The sequence below is a fragment of the Thermostichus sp. MS-CIW-36 genome, from assembly GCF_054059035.1.
Window position 1 is genome coordinate 1 of the sequence record NZ_JBSSBR010000002.1, and the last position, 21,055, is coordinate 21,055.

A 21,055-nucleotide genomic window follows, 5' to 3' on the forward strand; every position below is an offset into this window, starting at 1 on the left:
AAGACTTCTTTACTACTGATCAATCCATCCTCCTTCCGAAGTTGGTTTGCTAAGTGCTGCTATTGTACCCCTTGAGCCCTTAACAGGCTGTATCCAACTTCTGTGCCGCAAGACGCCCTGGAATCCGGGGCTCACTATTTGGTTTTGGACGAAGGGGAAGTGACCATACCGGCTTTCGTCAAGGCCCTAGAAGCAGGTCAAGAGTCGGGCATTTTTCGGGCTGCGGAAAAACCGGATGTAACCCAAAGTCCTTTGCCAAGGTTTGATCTGCTGCGTATGGATCAATACTTCATGATGTCAGTCCAATTTTCACGAGGTTGCCCCTTCAATTGTGAGTTTTGCGATATCATCTCTCTTTACGGACGCAAGCCAAGAACCAAAGAGCCAAGTCAAATGCTAGCTGAGCTGCAAGCTCTCTATGACTTGGGTTGGCGGGGTTCGGTATTTGTGGTAGACGACAACTTTATCGGCAACCAGCGCAACGTCAAGCGATTTTTACGAGAGCTGATCCCCTGGAGCCAGAAGCGCAATTACCCATTTACCTTTATGACAGAGGCTTCAGTCAACCTGGCGGAAGACGAAGATCTGATGAGGTTGATGGTAGAAGCGGGGTTCTATGCTGTCTTTTTGGGCATTGAGACCCCAGACCAAGACAGCTTACAGATGACTCAAAAGCTACAAAATACCCGTCACCCTTTGGTGGAAGCCTGTCGCAAGATCAACGAGGCCGGACTGCTGATCTACGCTGGGTTTATTCTAGGCTTTGATGGAGAGCGGCCAGGAGCAGGGGATCGCATCCAGGCTTTTGTCGAGCAAACCGGTATTCCTCAGCCGATGTTAGGCATTTTACAGGCTTTGCCAAACACGCAACTCTGGAATCGCTTGAAGAAGGAGGAACGTTTGCTGGAAGGGATCGGCGTTACTGAGTTCGGCGATCAAAATACGCTGATGAACTTTATTCCCACCCGTTCTCTATCGGAGATTGCTCAAGAATATCTGGAAAGTTTTTGGAAATTGTATGATCCTGCACGATATTTGTCTCGCTGCCTGCAACAATGCCTGAATATCGGCATCAAAGATGGCCGACGGCAAATGATGAAGCTGCCCCTTCGCAAAGGGATCCATCTGCTTCTACAACTCATCTGGCGGCAAGGGATCCTTCACCCTGAAATTCGCGCCCAATTTTGGCGACAGCTATGGACGATTTGGCGACAGAAACCGAGCCTGCTGAACCTATATTTGGGCCTCTGCGCTGCAGGAGAACACTTTTGGGAATATCGGGAATTGGCCCGCGCCCGGCTTACCCAGCAACTGGGATACGATCCTTTGCTGGCCGGCTCATCTTGACAGTATTTCTGGGGGAATGGTCTATCGATAGAGGATGCCCAGATGGGGCCTATGCGGCGACGACAGTTGGGGGCGATGGTGCTGGGATCCCTGTGGGCTGTTTGGGGAGGCTCTCGGCAGGCCCAAACGTCCGGGCGCGGAGATTGGCTGGCCGTGGAGCTGTTCAGCCGCTGGAGTGCGGATCCCTTGGTCGAGTTGGAGCTGATGGGCCCTTTTGTTTTAAATCAGCAGCCTTTTCCAACAGGCACCTGGAAGTTACAGGTTCGCCGCCAAGAGCTCCTTCTGACCGGGCCGGGACAGCCTCGTCGCTACCAGGGATCCCTTTGGCTACAGGGGGGAGCTCTGCGCTCCCTCGCAGGGGAGGAGCGTCGCTATCGGGGCTGGGTACAGATTCGTCCCAAGGGTTTAGGTCGCCTGCATCTGGTGAATTGGGTGAAGTTGGAAGACTATCTGCTGGCTTTGGTGCCCAGCGAAATGCCCGCCGACTGGCCAGCTGCCGCCTTGCAGGCGCAAGCCATCTTGGCCCGTACCTTGGCCGTTCCCCATCTGTGCCCCGGCCCCAGAAGAGAATGGCCCTCTACCTCGATAAGGCTATTGCAGGATTCCACCGCCCACCAGTTTTATGGTGGCCTGGCCTATGAAACGGCGGCGACCACTGCTGCGGTGCAGGCAACCCGAGGGCAGATCCTAACCCATGCCGGCCAGCCGATAGAGGTTCTGTTTCACTCCACCTGCGGCGGTCACACCAGTGCCAACCAGGATATTTTTGCCCCACCCGCCCGCCCCTACCTACAAGGGGTGATCTGTGACGGGTGTCGTGCCTCTCCTTTCTATGGCCCTCACAGCGTCCGGCTCAGCCGACGGGAGTTGGAGCAAGCCTTGGGCAACGGCGATCTGGAGATTGTGCAGTCGGATCCCTGGGGTCGCCCCCTGCGCATCCGCGTTGGATCCCAACTGTTGACTGGCCAAGAGTTTGTGCTGCGCCTTGGCCAAACCCTGGGTTGGGGGATCCTCCCCAGCAACCGCTTCACGTGGGAACGTCTCCAGCCAAAGGCCGGCCAGCAGGAAGTGTACCTTTTTACCTATCGCGGAGCCGGGCATGGGGTGGGACTGTGTCAGTGGGGATCCCGTGGCTTGGCCGAGAAGGGCTACACAGCGCCGCAAATTCTCAATCACTACTTCCCCGGCACCCAGGTGATAACGTTGAGCTGAAGGCTGTTGGCCCCGACTCCAACTCTCATTTACTCCCGTGTCCCTTGCACACCCCCATCGTCGCCATCCTGCCTACTGCTACTGCAGTGAGCTGGAACACGCCCAGATTCTCAAGTGCCAGCAGCAGGATCCCTTGCCGTTTGCAGAAGCAATGGGTTGCATTGCCAATCGGGAAGCCGCTGTGGCCGCTGCTTGTGGCCCTTGGAGCAGTTGTTTCGTCAGCAAAGCTGCTACATAGCCGATCCCTGAGCCACCTTGAGCAGGCGACCTTGGGCCATCGCACCCCAAGAAGCTGACCTCAGGCGGGGGCTTTGGGGGTGATCTTCACAATGGTGGGACGGGATCCCACCTGGGCTGACCCATTCGCTTGCGGCTCTTTGGCCATCCCGCCGCCGGTGGAAGTTGTTTGTGCTTTACGCCGCTTCTGCGGCACAGCATCTCCAGCCGGCTGGGCTGTAGGGCTGCTGGAGGCAGCTTTGGCTTGGGTTTTACTGACCGAGGAGCCCGCTTTGCCGGTCGAGCGGCTTTTCCCCTTGACCTCTGCAGAAGAGACTTCTTTTTCAGCCAGCACCTGCAGGGCCATTTCCAGGGTAACCGCTTCGGCAGGGATCCCTTTGGGCAAAGAGGCATTGACCTTGCCATGTTTGACATACAGCCCGTAGGGGCCGTCGTGCAGATTGACCGGCTCACCATCCTCAGGATGGGATCCCAGCTCCCGCAGCGGCTTGGCCGAGGCGCGCCCACGGCTTTTCTTGGGCTGGGCCAGCAGCTCCAGCGCCCGCTCCAGGCTGATGGTCAGCACATCCTCCTCGGCGGGCAGAGAGCGAAAATCGCCATCGCAGACCACGTAGGGGCCGAAGCGGCCAATACCGGCCTGCACCTTTTTCCCCGATTCCGGGTGTTCCCCCAAGGTGCGGGGCAAGCTCAGCAACCCCAAGGCGATCTCTGGCGTAACCTGATCCGGTTTCAGCCCTTTGGGCAGAGAGGTGCGCTTGGGTTTTTTGTTGTCCTCAGAAACTTCTCCCAATTGCACATAGGGGCCGTAGGGGCCCTGCGGGATCACATAGATTGGCTCCTGGGTTTCCGGGTGAAAGGCAATGGGCTTGGGGCCTTCTTGCTTCCGCTGGATTAGCTCCGCAATGTGTTCTGGGCTCAGATCGGCGGGGGGAATATCCTCCGGCAAGTTGGCGCGCACCTCTCCAGACTCAGTTTCAACTGCTACATAGGGGCCATAGGGGCCAATGCCGATCTTGACGGGCAGGTTCTCCAGATGGATGGAGCGGGCCAGGCCGGAATCAATTTCCAGCTCGCGGGCCTTTACCTGTCCCTCAAGACCCTGCTCGCCCAAGAAGAAATGGCGCAAATAGGGCAACCACTCCGCCTGTCCAGAAGCGATGTCGTCCAGCGTTTGCTCCATCTCGGCGGTGAAGCGGGTGTTCACCAGGTTGGGAAAGTATTTTTCCAGCAGCTCGGTGACTGCAAAAGCTGTGTAGGTGGGCACGAGGGCATTCCCCATCGGCCTGACGTAGCCACGGCTCATGATCGTATTCAAGATGGTGGCGTAGGTGCTGGGGCGGCCAATGCCCTCACTTTCCAACACCTTGACCAAGGAGGCTTCCGTATATCGGGCTGGAGGCTGGGTTTCGTGGGCAACGGGTTCCAGCTTCTGGCAGCGGAGGGGATCCCCCTGCCGCAACAGAGGCAGATGCACCTCCCGATCTTCCAAAGCCGCCTCTGGGTCGTCGGATCCCTCCACATAGGCGCGGAAAAAGCCGGGAAAATCGATGCGCTTGCCGCTGGCCCGGAACACCGCATCGTCTACGGCGATGAGTACGATGGTGTGGGTCTGCCGCGCCTCAGCCATTTGGCTGGCGACGGTGCGCTTCCAGATCAGGTCGTAGAGGGCCAGCTCCTGGCCGGAGAGGGGGGTTTGGCTGGGCAGGCGAAACTCTGATCCAGCAGGACGAATGGCCTCGTGGGCTTCTTGCGCCCCTTTGGTTTTGGTGGTGTACTGACGGGGCTCGGGGCTGAGATATTCTCTGCCGTACATCGACTCCACGCAGGCGCGGGCAGCGCGGATGGCCTGCTCCGACAGGTGTACCGAATCGGTGCGCATGTAGGTGATGTAGCCCTCTTCGTAGAGCTTTTGGGCAATGCGCATCGTCTGCTGGGCCGACAGGTGCAGCTTGCGGTTGGCCTCCTGCTGCAGGGTGGAGGTGGTAAAGGGAGGGGCAGGTTTGCGGGTGGAGGGGCGCTCTTCCACAGAGCTGACGATCCAGGCTTTTCCCAGCAAGCGATCCCGCAGGGCCTCGGCCTGGGCCTGATCCAACAACACCACATCCCGCCCGGCAATGAGCTGGCCGGTGCTGGGATCGAAGTCTTGCCCATTGGCCAGGCGTTTGCCACCCAAGCTCACCAGCTCTGCTGGAAAGACAGCCTGCTGGCCGGCGACGGTCGTTTTGGGCTGCAGCTCCGCTTTGAGATCCCAGTAGGAGGCTTTTCTGAAGGCGCGCCGCTCCCGCTCTCGATCCACCAAAAGCTTGACCGCCACCGACTGCACCCGCCCTGCCGAGAGTTTGGGGGCAATTTTTTTCCACAGCAGCGGCGACAGGGTATAGCCCACCAGGCGATCCAAGATGCGGCGGGTCTCCTGGGCACGCACCAGTTGTTCATCCACCTCACGGCAGTTTTGCAGCGCCTCCTGAATGGCCTCGCGGGTAATCTCGTGGAACACCATGCGGCGGGTGGGCACTTTGGGTTGCAGCACCTGCTGCAAGTGCCAGCTAATGCTTTCCCCTTCGCGGTCTTCGTCGGTGGCCAGGATCAGCTCGTCCGCCTTCTTGAGGGCCTCTTTCAGCTCCTTGACCACCTTTCTTTTGTCCTTGGGGATGACGTAGAGGGGCTCGAAGTCGGCGTGGACATTGACCCCCAGGCGGCTCCACTCTTCTCCTTTCAATTCTTCTGGAATTTCAGATGCCGAATCGGGAAGATCCCGCACATGTCCCATCGAGGCCTGAACCTCATACCCCGCAGGCAAGAACCCACGGATGGTACGGGCTTTGGTGGGAGATTCGACAATGACCAGCTTAGGCATAATTGAGGTTGGCAGCAATCGGCTTAGGTTGTCGCATTTCCCGCCCCAAGGATTGGGCGGGCCAGCATACACTGCAAGAGGTGCTTAAGATAGACAGCCTACTTTTCTGGAGCGTAGCAAGTCTACCTGCGCTTGACCAGCCGTCATCGGCGATGATCCGAGCGGTCTGGCCCCATCTGGCTGCTTTGCAGGACGATGAAACTACACCATTTTTCCATTCGCACCGCCGATATCTTCCGCTCCATCGCTTTTTACGAGGGGCTAGGCTTTGCGGTGGAAGAACGCTTTACTGCCGGGATCACGCTGGCCTGCTGGATGCGCGGCCCCTGGGGGCGTTTGGAGCTGATGCAAGTGCCGCAGCCCCATCCTGCCCCGGATCCCTTTGGGGATCCCCACTATGTGGGCTACTATCACCCCGCTTTTGAGGTGGGCCCCGAATGGGGATCCCTGGCCAACTACCTAGAACATTTGCGAGCGCAAGTGCCCCTTACCCTGCTGCTGCCGCCCCAGCTCCAGCAAATTGGGGGCCAGGTCTATGAAGTGGCGTTCATCGCCGATCCCGATGGCCTGCCGATCGAGCTCATTCGTCCCCAGGGATCCTCAGGAGAGAGTCTGCCCCAACGCCCAGAGGACATTAATAAATAAATAGTTGGATAACTAGTTGATGGGTTAGAGGATCTAATTTGGGTGGGAGCGGTCGTTCCCCCTTGTCCAGATCCTGGAGAGCCAACCCTAAAGCTAAGCTAGTAGAGCTTCTGGGGAACTTGAGAGAAGGGTTTGTTGGCCGCTTGTCAGTTCAGCCTCACCTGATATGAAAGCTCAGCTTCCGGTGACGATTTTGACAGGTTTTTTGGGCAGTGGCAAAACCACGCTGCTCAAGCGCATCTTGGAAGAGGAGCATGGGTTGCGCATTGGGGTTATCCTCAACGAGTTTGGCGAGATTTCCATCGATGGCGAGTTGGTCAACATGCCCGAGGGGGGGCTGATGCAGCTCAACAATGGTTGCCTCTGCTGCACGGTGCGAGAGGATTTTGAACGGGCGGCCCGCCAGCTGCTCCAGCATGCCCAGGCGTTGGACTATCTGGTGGTGGAAACCAGCGGCGTGGCGGATCCCAGGCAGGTGACCGAGCTATTTGTGCAGAGGGTCTTTCATGAGGAGTTGCGCCTGGATGGCGTGGTGACCTTGGTTGACGGTGCCGAATACTGGCGCAATTTCCAGCGCTCGCAAACCGCCGCCCACCAGATCGGCAGCGCTGACATTTTGTTGCTCAATAAGGTGGATTTGATCGACGAAGCCGAACGAGAGCGGATCCTTCTCGATCTGCGCCGCTACAACCCCGCTGCCCCTTGCCTGCTCACCACCCATGCCCAGGTGCCTCTGGCCCGCATCTTGGATGTGCATGCCTTCCGCCCAGAATTGTGGGATCCCAGGCTCCCCAATGCAGAGACTGAGGCCCACCATAGCCATCACCTCGAGGAAGACGGGATCCAATCGGTGAGCTTTCAACTGCAGCAGCCGCTGGATTTGGCGGCTTTTCGCGATTGGCTACAAGACATGCCCGAGACCCTTTTTCGCGCCAAGGGGGTGCTGTGGGTTGTGGATGAGCCGCAGCGGGTTATCTTCCATCAAGTGGGCCAGCGGCAAACCCTTTTTCTGGAACGGGACTGGGATCCCGATGAGCCCCGCTTGTCCAAAATTGTGTTGATTGGCAAAGGGCTGGAGCCGGAACAGCTGGCTGCCGGCCTCAGCCGGGTGTGCGGGGCAACCGCCGCTGGCTAAGGATCCTCTTCAGTTTTTTCGGTTTTTGGATTGAGTGATCTGGGATGGCTCGCAGCAAACTTTCAGAGCAAGAACAACAGCAAATTGTTAGCGCCTACCGCGGCTCGGCAGCGACCGCCGTCGAATTGGCGGAGCAATTTCAGGTGAGCATCACCACCATCACCCGCGTGTTGAAGGAAAATATCGCTGCCGATGAGTATCAGCGGTTGATCCATCTCAAACGCTCGGCTGCCCGCCGCAAAGACATGGGGGAAAAAGCTGTTGTTGGCGGGATCCCAGCCCCAGAGCAGCAGATTTTGCCGCTGGAGCCGGAGCTGCCTTTTTCATCTCCCTCGCTGCAGCCGAACGCAAACGACGAAGGCGAGGATAACACCGCTGGAACAGAGTCTCTGCCAAAACTGCCCCCAGAAGAACTGCAGTTGGCGGCTGAGCTTCAGGAAGATGTGGAGGATGTCGGGGAAGAGGATGAGGAAGAGACCGAAGAAGACCGTGACCTCGAAGACGAGGATGAGGACGACCCTGACTATCTCCTAGAAGATGAAGATGGGCCAGAAGAGGATCCCCTCACCGATCCCAGCTATCAAATTCAGGTGTTGCCCCTGGAAGAGCTCACCCTACCGGAAACCTGCTATGTCGTTGTTGACCGCTACCAAGAACTGACCACCCGCCCTCTCAAAGAATTCTTTGGCTCGGGATCCCTGCCCATCGAAGGGATGGATAACGCCAATACGCTGCCCATTTTCGACAACCACAAGGTGGCCCGCCGCTTTTCCGAAATGAGCCGTCGGGGCAGCAACACCTACCCACCCTACCGGGTAATCCAGTTTCCCGGCTACATTCTGGAGATTGTGCGCACCCAACTGCAAAAGAAAGGCATCACCCATCTGCTCATGGATGGGCAGATCTACAGTCTTTGACCAGCTCCTCAAGCTCAGGAGCGGGGGATTCCCGTTACTGGCGCAGGTTTGCAGCCCTGCGTGAGCGCCGTCGGCCTACTTCGCCACAGCAGCAGTACCCGTCCCCCTAGGAGCCTGGGCTGCCCCGCTCCCACGAGCCACCCACGCCAACGGAGCTGAAGGCTCCTAACCTCAGTCTCATCGCAGGCAGAGATGGCGCCAAGCTTGCCCTCATTCCACAGCCGTCGCCGCGTATTCCAGCTCCTCTTCCACCACTTCCGGTGGGGCCTCTACCGCTTGTCCTTGCTTAGCGGCCAACAGTTGCTCGCGGTACTTGGCTGCCATCTCCTCGGCCTTCTCGTAAACCAGCTTGGGATCCCGAATCATGTCGCCGGGATTGGGCTCCAGTTGCTTGGTGGACAGCGAGATCCGTCCCCGCTCCGCATCCAGATCGATGATCATCACCTTCACTTCGTCGTTGACGTTGAAGACGCTGTGGGGCGTATCGACATGATCGTGGGAGATCTCGGAAATGTGCAGCAGGCCAGAGACGCCGCCAATATCGATAAAGGCACCATAGGGCTTGATGCCCCGCACCGTACCGACCACCACCTCGCCCACTTCCAGCTTGTTCATCTTCCGCTCCACCAAGGCGCGGCGATGGCTCAACACCAGGCGGTTGCGGTCTTCGTCCACCTCCAGAAACTTCAGGGGCAGCTCTTCGCCCACCAGCTCTTCTTTTGGCTTGCGGCTGCTGATGTGGGATCCGGGGATAAAGCCCCGCAGCCCCTCAATCCGCACCAGGGCTCCACCTCGGTTGGTGGCAAAAATGGTTGAGCGAACGGTGGCATCTTCTTTCTGGAGCTGCCGTACCCGTTCCCAGGCCCGCATGTACTCGATGCGACGGATGGAAAGAGTGAGTTGTCCCTCTTCGTTTTCTTCGGTGAGGATAAAAAACTCGCGGGTTTCTCCGGGCTGCAGCATCTCGTGCGGGTCTTCCAGGCGGCTAATCGACATCTCCTGGAGTGGCAGAAAGGCAGCCGTTTTGGCCCCGATATCGATCAAGGCACCGCGTGGCTCCACCGAGAAGACTGTACCCGCCACAATTTCGCCAGGGCTGAAGTGATAGTCGTACTTATCCAGAAGGGCGGCAAAGTCTTCAGTGGTAAAACCTACATCGGCAGCAGTGAATCGACTCATAGGGGTGCAGTAACAGATCAGTTGCGCGGGATAAAGGGTAGAAGGCCAATCGAGTTTGGCAGGATCCCACTTCCACTTTCCCACCTGGGGAGGATGTGGCTGGGAAATACCATCGTAGCTTAGAGGAGCGTCTTTTGTGGCAAGTTTTCCGGGGATCTTGCCAAGCTGGAAGATAGAAGATTTGGGAGAAGAACGATTGCACTTTATCGACCAAGCCGAAATTGAAGTGCAAGGGGGGAATGGCGGAGATGGCATCGTTGCCTTCCGCCGTGAAAAGTATGTGCCGGCTGGGGGGCCATCCGGCGGCAATGGAGGGCGGGGCGGCTCAGTGATCCTGGTGGCCGATCCCGGCCTGCAAACTCTGTTGGATTTTCGCTTTCAACCGGTGATCAAAGCGGAACACGGGGCCAAAGGGGGGCCCAACCATCGCAGCGGGGCCAGTGGTGCGGATCGGCTGGTGCGGGTGCCCTGCGGTACTGTGGTGTTCAATGCGGAGACTGGGGAATTGTTGGGCGATCTGGTGGGCAAAGGGGATCAATTGCTGGTAGCCCGTGGGGGCAAAGGCGGCTTGGGCAATGCCCATTTTTTGAGCAACCACAATCGTGCCCCCCGCCAATTTACCAAGGGCGAAGCAGGAGAACGGGTGCGCCTGCGCCTGGAGCTGAAGTTGATTGCCGAGGTGGGCATTGTCGGCCTGCCCAATGCGGGCAAGTCCACTCTGATTTCGGTGGTCTCCTCTGCCCGGCCCAAGATTGCTGACTACCCCTTCACCACGTTGCAGCCCAATTTGGGGGTGGTGCCCCATCCATCGGGAGATGGGGTGGTGTTTGCCGATATCCCGGGGCTGATCGAGGGGGCGCACTTGGGGGTGGGGCTGGGCCATGAGTTTTTGCGCCATGTGGAGCGTACCAGGGTACTGATTCATTTGGTGGATGGCACGGCGGCGGATCCCGTCAAGGATTACCAGGTTATTCAGCAGGAGCTGCGCGCCTACGGCCACGGGTTAATCGATAAGCCACAAATCCTGGTTTTGAACAAGATCGATGTTCTGGATCCCCAGCAGGTTGCCGAGCGCGCCCAGAGGCTGTCTGCTGCTGCCGGCACTTCGGTGGTGACCATTTCTGCGATTGCCAAGCAGGGGCTGGATGCCCTCTTGCAGCGGGTGTGGCAGTGCCTGGGTCGGGGATCCCAACAGCCTGCGCAGTTGGATCTTGTGGGGGCAAAATCCATCCAGTCCTAGGGCAGAAGAATCTTAGAATGGGAAAGCCCCTGCCTTCCCAGAACCCAGAGACGAGTGGCCATGTATATCTCGGCGGAGGATCTGCCACCGGATTTGCGTCAGATTATGTTGGCCGTTGAACAGGCGGCTCAGGCGAGGGCGGGAGCGTGTGTGGAGCTGCTGATGCTCCTGCGGCTGCTGGAGGAGTTGCACCGCGCGATCCTGGAAGGTGCCTTTCGGGAGTCTTTGCCCAACACCCGTCAAGCTCTGTATCGGGTGCTTCAGGATTTGGAAGAAGCGGGCGACTGGCCCTATCTGCCCCGTCTGCACATCCAAGCCCTGATGCAACAACTGAAGGACTGGCCCGAATCTCAGGGATCCCCGCCCGCGTCGGTGCCACCGACCCCCCGCCCTCTTGTGGAAAACCCCCTGGGGGGTAGCTGCTCCCAGTCTTGACCTCTTCCCATCTGCCCGATGGCCGAGTACTTTAAGCTGCATCCGCAACAGCCCCAGGCCCGTTCCATCCGGCGGATTGCAGCGGCTTTGCGGGAGGGGGCGGTGATGCTTTACCCCACCGATACAGTCTATGCCATTGGCTGCGATGTGACCCACAAACAAGCAGTGGAGCGGGTACGCCGTATCAAGCAGCTCTCCAACGACAAGCCTCTTACCTTTTTGTGCCCTTCTCTCTCACGCATTGCCCACTATGCCCAGGTAACCGATTCGGCCTATCGGCTGATGCGGCGGCTGATCCCGGGCCCGTTTACGTTTCTGTTGCCGGCCACCAAGCTGGTGCCCAAGTTGGTGATGGAGCCCAAACGGAAAACCACCGGCATCCGCGTGCCCGACTCGGCCATTTGTCAGGCTTTGCTGGAAGAGTTGGGCAATCCAATTGTCTCCACCTCTGCCAAGCTGGGGGGGGATCCCGTCGGATCCCTGGGCTTAAGTTTTGGGCAAGCCTGGGAGTGGGAGAGCGACCCCTGGGATGAGGGTGGGATCTTTGCGGCTGAAGAGATGCGGCAGTTGGAAAAACAGGTGGATCTGGTGCTGGATGACGATGCCCCCCGTCGGGCCAAGGTCTCTACGGTAATCGATTTGACCGGATCCGAGCCGCTGGTGGTGCGGGCCGGGCTGGGGTATGAGCAGGTGGCAGATCTGAACCTGAAACTGGTGGGAGAAGACGGTTAAGGGCAGAGGGATCCCGCGTTCTCTAAAATAGGGTCAGTGCCTTCGGAGTGTGCCCATGTCTGAGGCCCTGGCTCAGCAAAAATCGGCTCTGCTGCACCTACTGGAGGCAACCGACCGGGGCCGGAAAGTTTCCCCTGAGCAGCAAGCCCAGATCCTGTCTCAGATTGCCGCCCTAGAAGCGCTCAACCCCACCCCCAAACCAACATCTGCTGCTGAAGGGTTGGAGGGGAACTGGCTCACCCTATTTACCACGAGCACAGCTCTGCTGCGGCTGGCCAATTTGCCCCTGTTCACCACCGGGGCGATCTACCAGTGTATTCGGGCCAAAGCTGGACGGGTCTTCAACGTGGCGGAGATCCAGGGATCCGGTTGGCTGGAGGCTTGGATGCCACGGGGAGTCTTGGCTGTATCAGCGCGCTTTTACCCCGAATCTGAGCGCCGGGTGAGGGTGATTTTCGAGCGATTGGTGCTCGGATCCCAAGCTTTGATGAGCTACGAGATCGAGAGTTTTCTCTATTTGCTCGAGCGGGCTCCGGAGCGGATCCCGGCTATTCAAATCGATATCCGCCGCCGCGAGCCAACGGGCTGGCTGGATATCACCTATTTGGATGAAGACTTGCGGCTGGGTCGGGGCAGCGAGGGGAGTGTATTTGTCCTGAAACGGGTGAGTTGAGACTTCGGCTAGCCGGAGGGCTTAGAGGGTTCCGTTTCGGCTATTTTGTGAGATAGGTTTTGGGTTAGGGTGAAGCCTATTTCCTGGAGAACTTGCAAGGCGCGGTAGGACTCCCGCAAAGCTTGCAGCTCTTGCTGAGTTTGCTCCAGTTGCCGGGCTTTTTGCTCCTGTAAGAAGCGCAGCCTTTGATTTTCGGACGCCGTGCGACGCAGAACGTGCTTGAGTTTCTGCTTCTGCTGCTGAAGCCGAGTCCGCCTCACCTCCAACTGCTGCAGTTGGATTTCTTGGAGTTCCAGTTCTATTTTCAGAGTGGCGACCTGCATCTGGAGTTGGCGAAGTTTTTGGTTGAGCTCTGGCTCTGGTGTGGGTTTTGCCGACTCAGGGCTTGGGGAAGAAGGTGATGACAATTCTTGTAGGGGCTGCAACTGTTGGGCCTTGGCCTGCGAAGCTTGATCCTGGTGCTGCTCGCCCTGCAGTCTTACTTGAGTGTGTTCGCTTACTTCGGTTTCAGTTTCCGTCTGCTGCTCAGCTTGATCAAGAATTTGTCGATCGCGGATCTGGGTTTGAGGATCCTCGTCAACCGACTGCAAAGGGAGAGAATCCTCCTCGGGTTGCCGAGGGTTGCCGCCATAATCGGCGGGATCAAAGGGAGACAGAGCCGCTACCAGCGAGGCCCGAAAATCAGTCCAGGAGCCCGACTGCAGACCCATCTGAACCACCCGCCAAACCCCATAGGCAGACCCAATTCCAGCCAGGATCCCAGGGATCCCGGCCAGGGAGAGGGAAACCTTGGGCAGGGTGGGCAGGATCTGATCCAGCAGCCCCACCACCAGGGCGAAAACAAAGATCCCGCTCCCCGCGGCAGCGGCACCTGAAACCCAAGAGGAGCGGGAGAGCATCATCGTTTTTTCGTCATCACAACCGCTAGAGCGGGAAAACCAGGTTCAAAAATGGCCTGTCTGCACTCAGTTTATCCCGCCAGCAGCCTCTGTTTCCCTCTTAGGGCACCTGCCATGCCCGTTGGTGGTAGCCCTCTAATTGGGCCCAGGGATCCCCAGCCGCTGCGTGGGTGTGGCCGTGCTGAGGGTGATGGTGAGAATGAGGGTGGTGATGGGATCCGTGCCCGTGATGGTGGTCATGAGGCTCGTGAGGGTGGTGATGGCTGGATCCAGCTCCAACCTCTGCGCTCACGGCCAGGCGAAACTTGCACAGGTGGCAGTTCATCGGGGTTTGGCCCTGCAGGGCTTCCTGCTCCAGTTGCTGCAGGCTGTGCAGCACCGTGTCCACAAGGCCCAATTCCGGCAGCATCAGCCAGTCGATTTCCGGCTGTCGTTGTCGTTGTTGTTCCACTGCCGCCTCGATTTTTTTCACCAACACCCCCGTAAACAGAAAGTAGGGCAGCACGATCACCCGACGCGGATGCCAGGACGAGGCCCGCTCCAACCCCACAGGCAGGCGGGGATGGGTAATGCCGATAAAGCAGGTCTCCACAGCGGCAAACCCGGATCCTTCCCAAAGCAGCCGAGCCAGTTTACAGGCTTCGGCATTGGCCTCAGGATCGCTGGAGCCGCGACCCACAAATAGGAGCACGGTTTCTGCCTCTGGGATCCGCCGCGGTTGGGCAGCTATCAGAGCAGCCAATCGGTCTCGCAGCAGTTGCAGGATCTCGATGCGGATCCCCAGCGGCCCACCGTAATGAATGCGCAACTGGGGATAGAGGGCCTGCAGGCGATCCAGTTCCATCGTCACATCGAACTTGTTGTGGCGGGCCCCAAACAGCAACAGCGGCAGGGCCACGATCTCCTGCCACCCTTGGGCCAAGCACTGCTCTACCCCCTGGGCAATGGTTGGCTGGGTCAGCTCCAGAAAGCAGGGGATCACCGGTCGATGGGGGGTGAGAGCTTGGTAAGCCTGGGCTAGCTCCAGAAAGGCTTGCTGCCCTTGGGGGTCGCGGGATCCGTGGCCGATAAGCAATAGGGGCAATGAAGGAGAAGCGAGCTGCCCAACCGAAAGGGGAGGGGAAACACTGAGGGTATTCAACACAAAAAACTCCGTTCCTTGTGAATCGCAAGGGGTACAGGACAACGGCAGGTGGGTGTTCTGGCTGAGGGAGGGATCCCATCACAGTTGCGTCACAGTGGCGGACTTGCACCGCGCTTTCCCCAGTCTGCCTGAGCCTTTTAGGTTAGCTTGCCGCTTGTCGTTCACCAAGCTCCCGGGGGGGATGTCCTTGTCTGCCAGAAGATAGCCCTGAGGCATGAGCGGTACGGCAGACTCATGCTCAAAGGGCAGCAAAACTGTTGCCGCGCTAATCCCCCTTGCCCCTGGGAGAGGGCCTAACGCCGGCCCGCTGGTCTGGGGGGCTGAAAGTGTCGCAGGCGCAGGGCATTGGCGACCACCGAAATGGAACTCAGGGCCATTGCCGCCCCGGCCAGCATGGGGTTGAGCAGCCAGCCTGTAAAGGGATAGAGCGCCCCAGCGGCAATCGGGATCCCCAGCGTATTGTAGATAAAGGCGAAGAAGAGGTTCTGGCGGATGTTGTTGAGGGTGGCCCGGCTGAGTTGAATGGCAGTGGCGACTCCGCGCAGATCTCCCGACATGAGGGTAATATCGCTGGCGGCCATCGCCACATCCGTACCTGTACCAATGGCGATCCCCACATCGGCTTCTGCCAGAGCCGGAGCATCGTTAATGCCATCTCCCACCATCGCCACCCGCCGTCGCGGTTGTCTTAGGCTGCGTATGTAAGCTGCCTTCTGATCCGGACGGACTTGGGCAATTACCCGCTGAATGCCTGCTTGCCGAGCAACCGCTTGGGCCGTGGTGGGGTTATCCCCGGTTAGCAGGATCACCTCTAGACCCATCTGTTGCAGGTGTTGCACTGCCTCAGGAGAGGTGGGTTTGAGCGGATCGGCAATGGCCAACAGCCCCACCAGGCTCTGGGATTGGGCTACGCCGATCACCGTTTTGCCCTGGCTTTCCCAATTCTGAACCCGCTCTGACCAAGAGGGATCCCAGGGGATCCCCATCTCCTGTAGCCAGCTCAGCCGACCGATGCGGATCCACTGGTCTTCCACCCAGGCTTCTGCCCCACTGCCTATCCTTGCCTGAAAATGCTGGGCAGGAGGGATGGCAATTTTTTCCGCTTCGGCTTTCTGCACCACCGCCTGGGCCAAAGGATGTTCCGAGTGCCGCTCCACCGCCGCTGCCAGGCGCAACACCGCCAGGGGAGAGGAGCCGTGGGCCCAAATATCGGTGACGGTAGGGCGACCTTCGGTCAGGGTGCCGGTTTTGTCCAAGACCACCGTGCGCAAGTGGTGGGCCAATTCCAGGCTGTCGGCACTTTTCACCAGGATCCCCAATTCTGCCCCTCGTCCCGTGGCCACCAGGATCGAGGTGGGGGTTGCCAACCCCAGCGCACAAGGGCAGGCGATGATCAGCACCCCAATCGTGTTCACCAAGGCCAGCGTCAGGTTATCGGCCAGCACCCACCAGAGCACAAAAGTTAGAACTGCCACCCCAATCACCGCCGGCACAAACCAGGAGGTGACCCGATCCGCCAACTGTTGAATCGGAGCTTTGGATCCCTGGGCTTCCTGCACCAGGCGCACGATCTGGGCCAGAACCGTGTCTTTGCCCACCCGCCGCGCCTCCATCACAAAGCTGCCCGTCTGATTCAGCGTTGCCCCAATCACCTCATCCCCCGCCGACTTGAGTACAGGCAGGCTCTCGCCGGTCACCATGGACTCGTCGAGGCTGGAGGATCCCTCTAGAATGACCCCATCCACCGGCACCTTCTCTCCGGGGCGCACTCGGATCCGATCCCCCACCTGCACTTCCCGAATCGGAATATCCTGCTCCACCCCATGGCGAATTACCCTTGCCGTTTTCGGTTGCAGCCCGATCAGCTTGCGAATGGCTTCGGAGGTTTGCCCCTTAGCCCGTTGCTCCATCCACTTGCCCACCAGAATCAGGGTGGTGACCACCGCCGACACCTCATAATAGACATCCGGGTGCAGTCCTTGCCGGTGAAAATAGTCGGGGAAAACCGTTGGGAAAACAGAATAGAAAAAAGCCGCGCTCGTCCCCAAGGCCACCAGCGTGTTCATATCCGCTGAACGCCGTTGCCAAGCAGCCCAGGCTCCCCGGTAAAAATGCCTGCCCACCCAAAACTGCACCGGAGCCGTCAGCAGCAACTGCAACCCAGGATTGTGCAGCCACATGGGAAAGCCCGGGATTTCCATTCCCAGCATCATCGGCAGGGATCCGATCACCAGCACCGTGCTGATGCCCACCCCCATCGCCACCTTGAGCTTCAATTCCCGTTCTGCGGCCCGTTGGGCGATCCGCTCTGGGTCTGTCGGATCGTCCAGTTGCCAATCCTCTTGGATGAGGCGCGCCCGATACCCCACCCGCTCCACCGCCCGAATCAACGCCTGCGGATCCACCAGCCGGGGATCCCCTTTGACGGTGGCCTGCTCACTGGCAAAATTCACGGATCCGGAGGATACTCCCTGCACCTGAGTGAGGGCCTGTTCGATGCTGCGGGCGCAGGAGGCACAGCTCATCCCTTGCAGGGCCAACTGCCAAGTGCCCTCAGGAGAAGGCGCAGAGGCCGATAGTGCACCCGATGACCCTTTATGGGCAGACATGGCAACACCTTGTTGATGAAACGACAGCTACTCTCCACCCTGGGCAGGGCGAAGGCAGCCATCTGTACAGAAATTCAAAACAGACGCCCGACCGTTCCCGGCCCAAAATTGACTAGGCCGGGGGATATCCCACCTGGGTGAGGGCCTGCCGCAAATCGCCCACAGACCGCCCAGAAGTAATCCGCACCTGTTTGGTTTTGGGATCCCCTTCCACCTGGGCCTGGGGATCCAGTTGCCGCACCGCTTGCGCAATGGTGTCCACGCAAGCCGCACAGGCCAGCTTGGGCACTGTCAAAACAACCTGCATCTTGGGAAACCTCCCCAACCCAATGCCACTGAAAGGATGCTAAACCTTACAGTGGACTGGAAGGTCAAGGGGGAGTCTGAGGCTCGTCCATATTCCAGCGGTAGTCCACCTGATAGCCCCGCTGTCGCCAGTCTTCTTCCAGTTGCACCTGTTGGGTGAGGGCTTTGCGCAGAGAGTTGATCAGCTCTTGCGTGCGGGCTCGGTTGCCGAAATCCTGTTCTTCCACTGCCGGAAAGGTTTGCCGCTCCAATACCCGCAGCAGAAATTCGTAGTGGATGTGAGCCGGCACAGGAATACGTTTCATCGGTCTGAGCAATCCTTAGAGATCCATTGTTCTTAACAGAGATCCATATGATGGAGGGTTCTCATTCACTGAGATGACAACAGGTGGCGCACAGCTTGGCCGGGATCCGGCTGTCTCACCAGAGCTTCCCCCACGAGCACAGAGCGCACCCCCCAGGCCCGCAACTGCTGCAAATCGGCAGGGGTATGGATGCCGGACTCGCTGACAATGGGCAGCTCGCCGAGGAGATCCGAGTGGGCGGCCAACAGGTCGCGCGTTGTGTTCAAGTCCACCGTAAAGGTTCTCAGATCGCGATTGTTGATGCCAATGAGCACCTGCCCTCTGGACTCTTGCAGTTGGGGCAAACGCAGCACCCGCTGCAACTCTTGGGAGGTGTGCACCTCCAGCAGAGCCGCCATGCCCAATTGCCGAATCAGCTTGAGAAAGTAGCCCAAATCCGCATCGGAGAGAATGGCGGCAATCAAGAGCACCGCATCCGCCCCCAAGGCGCGGGCCCAGAGGATTTGGTAGGGGTAGAGAATGAACTCCTTGCACAGGATGGGGATCCCTGCCGCTTGACGGATCTGCCGCAGATACTCGCCACTGCCCTGAAAGAACCGCTCATCCGTCAGCACCGAGAGACAACTGGCCCCACCGGCCTCATAGCTCTGGGCAATGGCCACCGGGTCAAAGGGATCCCGGAGAACGCCGCGGCTGGGAGAGGCTTTTTTGACCTCGGCAATCACAGAGATAGGGTGAGGCGACTGGGTGAGGGCCGCCACAAAATCCCGCACCGGCGGGGCTTGATCCAGTTGCCGTTGCAATTCCTTGAGGGGAAGCTGCTCCCGTTGCCGCTCCACCTCCTGCTCTTTATGCCAGACGATCTCTTCCAAGATGTGGCGCGGCTTGGCTTCCGGCGCTGTTGTCTGGTACACCTGAGAGGCTACGACCACCGGCGGGGCAGGAGAACGCCGACGAATAGAAAGCGGCTCACCTTGCAGCTCCATACAAACCCTGAGCAGAACCCTACACCACACCCTAGACTACCTTAGTGCTCCGCCACCGGTTTGAATAGCTACCCCGGACATCCCCAAAACTCATCTGGCGAAGGTGCTTTTTTTAGCCTATGGTTGAGTCTAGAGCGGTAAGGTATAGAGTCTGATGCCATCTTTTGCGCCTTGGGGAGCCCTACTCCGGCAGCCGTTCATTGTTCCCCAGCCAGGGGCGAGGGCTCGGTGGGGTTAGGGTTTGGGATTGGCGTTGTCCATGCTGTTTTGAAGGAGTTCAGGCGTGCTGTACCTGGCAGAGCTATCCAAGCCGATTGGGTTTGCTAAGTCGTCTCTACAATTGCTGGCCAAGCAGCAGCAGGACAATACCTGGGTGGCCGTGAACGAAGAATCGATTACCCTGGAAGGCCGCATTGCCCAGGAGGCCGGGCGTTTCAAGGATGGGTCGCTGGTGCTGGCGGAAATCTCCGGCAGCCGTCAGGTCGCCCGCATCAGCGAAGCTGCTCGCCAACTGGTGACTTACCTGCAAAACTTCAGCCAACTTCAGCTCAAAGCCCGCAGCCAGGAAGAGGAGATCGAGGTTTGGAAACAGTCCCTCACCTTTCAGGCCCATGAGCTTAAACGCCGCGAGATGGATCTGGCAGCCCAAGAAGAAGAGGTGCAGCGGCTGTACGAGCAATACAAAGCCGTAGAGGAAGATCGCAAACTCCTGGACAGCCTCAAAGAGGAGCTGGCAGCCCAGCAAGCTTACTTGGCCGAACAACAGCGGCTGATCGGAGAACAGCGGGAAGCTCTGAATCGACAGCGGCAAGAGTTGGAAGCTCAATTGCAAGAAGCTCGCTCCAGCCGCTTGGGGGAGGCAGAAGCAGCGCAGCTACAGGCTTTGATGCAACAGCTCCAGGAGAGTCTGCATCCGGCTGGAGATCCCTTGGCGCTTCTGCAAAGCTTGAAAAGCCACATTCAGCAGCAGCAGGAGCACTTGAATCAACAGATTGCCCAACTGGAAGCAGAACGTCAGCAGGCCCAGATCCGGCAAGACGAGCTGGATCGAGACTACCGCGCTTGGCAAGAACGCCACACCGCTTGGTGGGGATCCCGACAATCCCTGGAGCAAAGCCAAGCAGAGTGGCAAACTCGACAGGGATCCCTGCGAGCCCATCAAGAGCACCTGCAGAGGATTCTCCAGCAGCTGCAATCTCAAGAGAGCCTATACCAGAAAGCCTCTCGTCTGGTGCAGGAGTACGACTTTATCGTCGATGGCAGCAGCAACGGCAGGGCTGGGGAGCCGGCGATCTCGGTCGAGGAGCTGGCGGCTTTGGTCAGCCAACTGCGCCGAGATTACGAGCAGCGGGCGGCCCAGGTCAGCCAGCAGCGGGCCGAACTGGAGCAAAACCGGCAAACCCTGCGGGAGCTGCAAGAGCGGCTGGCCAGCGCCTCTCCAGAGGAGCGGTTTGACATCGAGATGGATATCGACTATGCCCAGTCTGCCTGCAGTGCTTTGGAAGAAGCCCTGCTGCCTCAGGAAAAAAACCTGCAGCGAGAGTATGAAGAGTTGACCCGCCAGGAAGCCCGCCTTAGACAGCTGCAAAATCAAGCTGCTGCCCCGGTTCAGGTCGATATTGGGCCGCTCCTGGAACAGATCGGCAGCCAGAAGCAGGATCTTCTCCAAGAAAAAGGTCGTCTGCAAACCCTCATTCAACAACTGGAATCGTCCTTGCCTTCTCAGCAGGAGCAGCTCGCCCGCCAACGGCAAGAGTTGGAGCAGCAGTGGCAACACCTGGAGCAAGAGGAGGGATCCCTGCGGGCGCGCGCCCAGGCCATGGCAGAAACCTGGGGTCGCCTGAATCACCTGCAGGCCACCCTCTACCCAGAGCGGGATCGGTGGGCAGCGTTGGCAGGAGAATTGGCGCAGTTGGAGACGGAGCTGGGCCAACACCAGGCCAGAAACTCCACTGCACACGCCCACGTCCAACAGGTACACTTTCTCCTGGCTACCCTCGCGCAGGCGTGAGGGAGTTCAAGTTTCCTGTGGGGGGTGGGGAGAACCGGCGCAAGCGGAACTGCGGCCTTAATTGAGGAAAACAAATCTGGTAAAATTCGCTAGCACCCTGCAGCCACTGGGGCTCCCAATTCTCGGGCGAGGGGACTGCAGAGGTTAGTGCGTTTTGCCCCGCTTCTTGCTTGCAGTTGCCAAGGA

The 21,055-nt window shown here is 58.8% G+C and carries 18 protein-coding genes, 1 pseudogene and 1 riboswitch; of the genes and pseudogenes, 11 read left to right on the forward strand and 8 right to left on the reverse strand.

Features of this window, described 5'->3' with window-relative positions; genetic code table 11:
* Window positions 1-90 precede the first annotated feature (90 nt).
* The 3 genes and pseudogenes from ACVWVQ_RS01345 to ACVWVQ_RS01355 all read left to right on the forward strand — a co-directional run.
* Window positions 91-1,347 (forward strand): annotated as a pseudogene (locus tag ACVWVQ_RS01345) (B12-binding domain-containing radical SAM protein); the annotation flags it as partial.
* Window positions 1,348-1,389: 42 nt separating this feature from the next.
* A complete protein-coding gene (locus ACVWVQ_RS01350) occupies window positions 1,390-2,559 on the forward strand; it encodes a SpoIID/LytB domain-containing protein (protein ID WP_457506489.1) in 1,170 nt (389 codons plus the stop codon).
* A 37-nt stretch (window positions 2,560-2,596) separates the two neighbouring features.
* Window positions 2,597-2,797, forward strand: a complete 201-nt coding sequence (locus ACVWVQ_RS01355; RefSeq protein ID WP_457443114.1) for a hypothetical protein — start codon at window positions 2,597-2,599, stop codon at window positions 2,795-2,797.
* Window positions 2,798-2,857: 60 nt separating this feature from the next.
* Here the strand turns inward: ACVWVQ_RS01355 and topA are convergent, their stop codons facing one another.
* Window positions 2,858-5,653: a type I DNA topoisomerase gene (gene topA, locus ACVWVQ_RS01360; protein ID WP_457506491.1), complete on the reverse strand. Its 2,796-nt coding sequence runs from the start codon at window positions 5,651-5,653 to the stop codon at window positions 2,858-2,860.
* Between the two features lie 195 nt (window positions 5,654-5,848).
* Here topA and ACVWVQ_RS01365 point away from each other — a divergent pair, with 195 nt between their 5' ends.
* From ACVWVQ_RS01365 to ACVWVQ_RS01375, 3 genes are all read left to right on the forward strand, one after another.
* A complete protein-coding gene (locus tag ACVWVQ_RS01365) occupies window positions 5,849-6,298 on the forward strand; it encodes a VOC family protein (RefSeq protein WP_414342591.1) in 450 nt (149 codons plus the stop codon).
* A 166-nt stretch (window positions 6,299-6,464) separates the two neighbouring features.
* Complete coding sequence (locus ACVWVQ_RS01370; RefSeq protein ID WP_414342593.1) at window positions 6,465-7,433, forward strand: CobW family GTP-binding protein; 969 nt, start codon at window positions 6,465-6,467, stop codon at window positions 7,431-7,433.
* Window positions 7,434-7,477: 44 nt separating this feature from the next.
* Entirely contained in the window at window positions 7,478-8,350 is an 873-nt protein-coding gene (locus ACVWVQ_RS01375; protein WP_414383135.1) for a hypothetical protein, read from the forward strand.
* Window positions 8,351-8,560: 210 nt separating this feature from the next.
* Here ACVWVQ_RS01375 and ACVWVQ_RS01380 read toward each other — a convergent pair whose 3' ends face one another.
* On the reverse strand, window positions 8,561-9,529 hold the full coding sequence (locus ACVWVQ_RS01380) for a 30S ribosomal protein S1 (protein ID WP_457506494.1): 969 nt from the start codon (window positions 9,527-9,529) through the stop codon (window positions 8,561-8,563).
* 196 nt (window positions 9,530-9,725) lie between these two features.
* On the opposite strand from ACVWVQ_RS01380, the gene obgE reads away from it, so the two are divergent.
* Genes obgE through ACVWVQ_RS01400 form a run of 4 tightly spaced genes read left to right on the forward strand, consistent with a single transcriptional unit; the run spans window position 9,726 to window position 12,609 of the window.
* Entirely contained in the window at window positions 9,726-10,769 is a 1,044-nt protein-coding gene (obgE, locus tag ACVWVQ_RS01385) for a GTPase ObgE (RefSeq protein WP_414342608.1), read from the forward strand.
* A 60-nt stretch (window positions 10,770-10,829) separates the two neighbouring features.
* Window positions 10,830-11,204, forward strand: a complete 375-nt coding sequence (locus tag ACVWVQ_RS01390) for a hypothetical protein (RefSeq protein ID WP_238376778.1) — start codon at window positions 10,830-10,832, stop codon at window positions 11,202-11,204.
* Between the two features lie 18 nt (window positions 11,205-11,222).
* On the forward strand, window positions 11,223-11,936 hold the full coding sequence (locus ACVWVQ_RS01395; RefSeq protein WP_457473574.1) for an L-threonylcarbamoyladenylate synthase: 714 nt from the start codon (window positions 11,223-11,225) through the stop codon (window positions 11,934-11,936).
* Window positions 11,937-11,991: 55 nt separating this feature from the next.
* On the forward strand, window positions 11,992-12,609 hold the full coding sequence (locus tag ACVWVQ_RS01400; RefSeq protein WP_457506496.1) for a PAP/fibrillin family protein: 618 nt from the start codon (window positions 11,992-11,994) through the stop codon (window positions 12,607-12,609).
* An 8-nt stretch (window positions 12,610-12,617) separates the two neighbouring features.
* Here the strand turns inward: ACVWVQ_RS01400 and ACVWVQ_RS01405 are convergent, their stop codons facing one another.
* From ACVWVQ_RS01405 to trpC, 6 genes are all read right to left on the reverse strand, one after another.
* Window positions 12,618-13,511: a hypothetical protein gene (locus ACVWVQ_RS01405; RefSeq protein WP_457506498.1), complete on the reverse strand. Its 894-nt coding sequence runs from the start codon at window positions 13,509-13,511 to the stop codon at window positions 12,618-12,620.
* Between the two features lie 97 nt (window positions 13,512-13,608).
* Window positions 13,609-14,652 carry a sirohydrochlorin chelatase gene (locus ACVWVQ_RS01410; RefSeq protein ID WP_457506501.1) on the reverse strand — a complete coding sequence of 348 codons (1,044 nt, stop codon included), beginning with the start codon at window positions 14,650-14,652 and terminating at the stop codon, window positions 13,609-13,611.
* A gap of 30 nt (window positions 14,653-14,682) precedes the next feature.
* Window positions 14,683-14,818, reverse strand: a riboswitch (cobalamin riboswitch).
* Window positions 14,819-14,945: 127 nt separating this feature from the next.
* The gene (locus tag ACVWVQ_RS01415; RefSeq protein ID WP_457506503.1) at window positions 14,946-17,261 is read right to left on the reverse strand and encodes a heavy metal translocating P-type ATPase; all 2,316 of its coding nucleotides are present in this window, start codon (window positions 17,259-17,261) and stop codon (window positions 14,946-14,948) included.
* A 112-nt stretch (window positions 17,262-17,373) separates the two neighbouring features.
* Window positions 17,374-17,568, reverse strand: coding sequence for a heavy-metal-associated domain-containing protein (locus ACVWVQ_RS01420; RefSeq protein ID WP_457506505.1), 195 nt, complete (start codon window positions 17,566-17,568; stop codon window positions 17,374-17,376).
* Between the two features lie 64 nt (window positions 17,569-17,632).
* Window positions 17,633-17,872: a DUF5340 domain-containing protein gene (locus ACVWVQ_RS01425; RefSeq protein WP_414357589.1), complete on the reverse strand. Its 240-nt coding sequence runs from the start codon at window positions 17,870-17,872 to the stop codon at window positions 17,633-17,635.
* A gap of 65 nt (window positions 17,873-17,937) precedes the next feature.
* Window positions 17,938-18,858: an indole-3-glycerol phosphate synthase TrpC gene (gene trpC / locus ACVWVQ_RS01430; protein WP_457506507.1), complete on the reverse strand. Its 921-nt coding sequence runs from the start codon at window positions 18,856-18,858 to the stop codon at window positions 17,938-17,940.
* 283 nt (window positions 18,859-19,141) lie between these two features.
* Between trpC and hmpF the strand changes: the two genes are divergently transcribed.
* The gene (gene hmpF / locus ACVWVQ_RS01435; protein WP_457506509.1) at window positions 19,142-20,869 is read left to right on the forward strand and encodes a pilus motility taxis protein HmpF; all 1,728 of its coding nucleotides are present in this window, start codon (window positions 19,142-19,144) and stop codon (window positions 20,867-20,869) included.
* Window positions 20,870-21,055 lie beyond the last annotated feature (186 nt).

What these genes read in the sequence shown, in the direction of transcription:
- ACVWVQ_RS01350 (WP_457506489.1), top strand. Translation starts at nt 1,390, where the DNA reads ATGGGGCCTATGCGGCGACGACAGTTGGGGGCGATGGTGCTGGGATCC.
- topA (WP_457506491.1), bottom strand. Translation starts at nt 5,653, where the DNA reads ATGCCTAAGCTGGTCATTGTCGAATCTCCCACCAAAGCCCGTACCATC.
- ACVWVQ_RS01365 (WP_414342591.1), top strand. Translation starts at nt 5,849, where the DNA reads ATGAAACTACACCATTTTTCCATTCGCACCGCCGATATCTTCCGCTCC.
- ACVWVQ_RS01370 (WP_414342593.1), top strand. Translation starts at nt 6,465, where the DNA reads ATGAAAGCTCAGCTTCCGGTGACGATTTTGACAGGTTTTTTGGGCAGT.
- ACVWVQ_RS01375 (WP_414383135.1), top strand. Translation starts at nt 7,478, where the DNA reads ATGGCTCGCAGCAAACTTTCAGAGCAAGAACAACAGCAAATTGTTAGC.
- ACVWVQ_RS01380 (WP_457506494.1), bottom strand. Translation starts at nt 9,529, where the DNA reads ATGAGTCGATTCACTGCTGCCGATGTAGGTTTTACCACTGAAGACTTT.
- ACVWVQ_RS01390 (WP_238376778.1), top strand. Translation starts at nt 10,830, where the DNA reads ATGTATATCTCGGCGGAGGATCTGCCACCGGATTTGCGTCAGATTATG.
- ACVWVQ_RS01395 (WP_457473574.1), top strand. Translation starts at nt 11,223, where the DNA reads ATGGCCGAGTACTTTAAGCTGCATCCGCAACAGCCCCAGGCCCGTTCC.
- ACVWVQ_RS01400 (WP_457506496.1), top strand. Translation starts at nt 11,992, where the DNA reads ATGTCTGAGGCCCTGGCTCAGCAAAAATCGGCTCTGCTGCACCTACTG.
- ACVWVQ_RS01405 (WP_457506498.1), bottom strand. Translation starts at nt 13,511, where the DNA reads ATGATGCTCTCCCGCTCCTCTTGGGTTTCAGGTGCCGCTGCCGCGGGG.
- ACVWVQ_RS01415 (WP_457506503.1), bottom strand. Translation starts at nt 17,261, where the DNA reads ATGTCTGCCCATAAAGGGTCATCGGGTGCACTATCGGCCTCTGCGCCT.
- ACVWVQ_RS01420 (WP_457506505.1), bottom strand. Translation starts at nt 17,568, where the DNA reads ATGCAGGTTGTTTTGACAGTGCCCAAGCTGGCCTGTGCGGCTTGCGTG.
- ACVWVQ_RS01425 (WP_414357589.1), bottom strand. Translation starts at nt 17,872, where the DNA reads ATGAAACGTATTCCTGTGCCGGCTCACATCCACTACGAATTTCTGCTG.
- trpC (WP_457506507.1), bottom strand. Translation starts at nt 18,858, where the DNA reads ATGGAGCTGCAAGGTGAGCCGCTTTCTATTCGTCGGCGTTCTCCTGCC.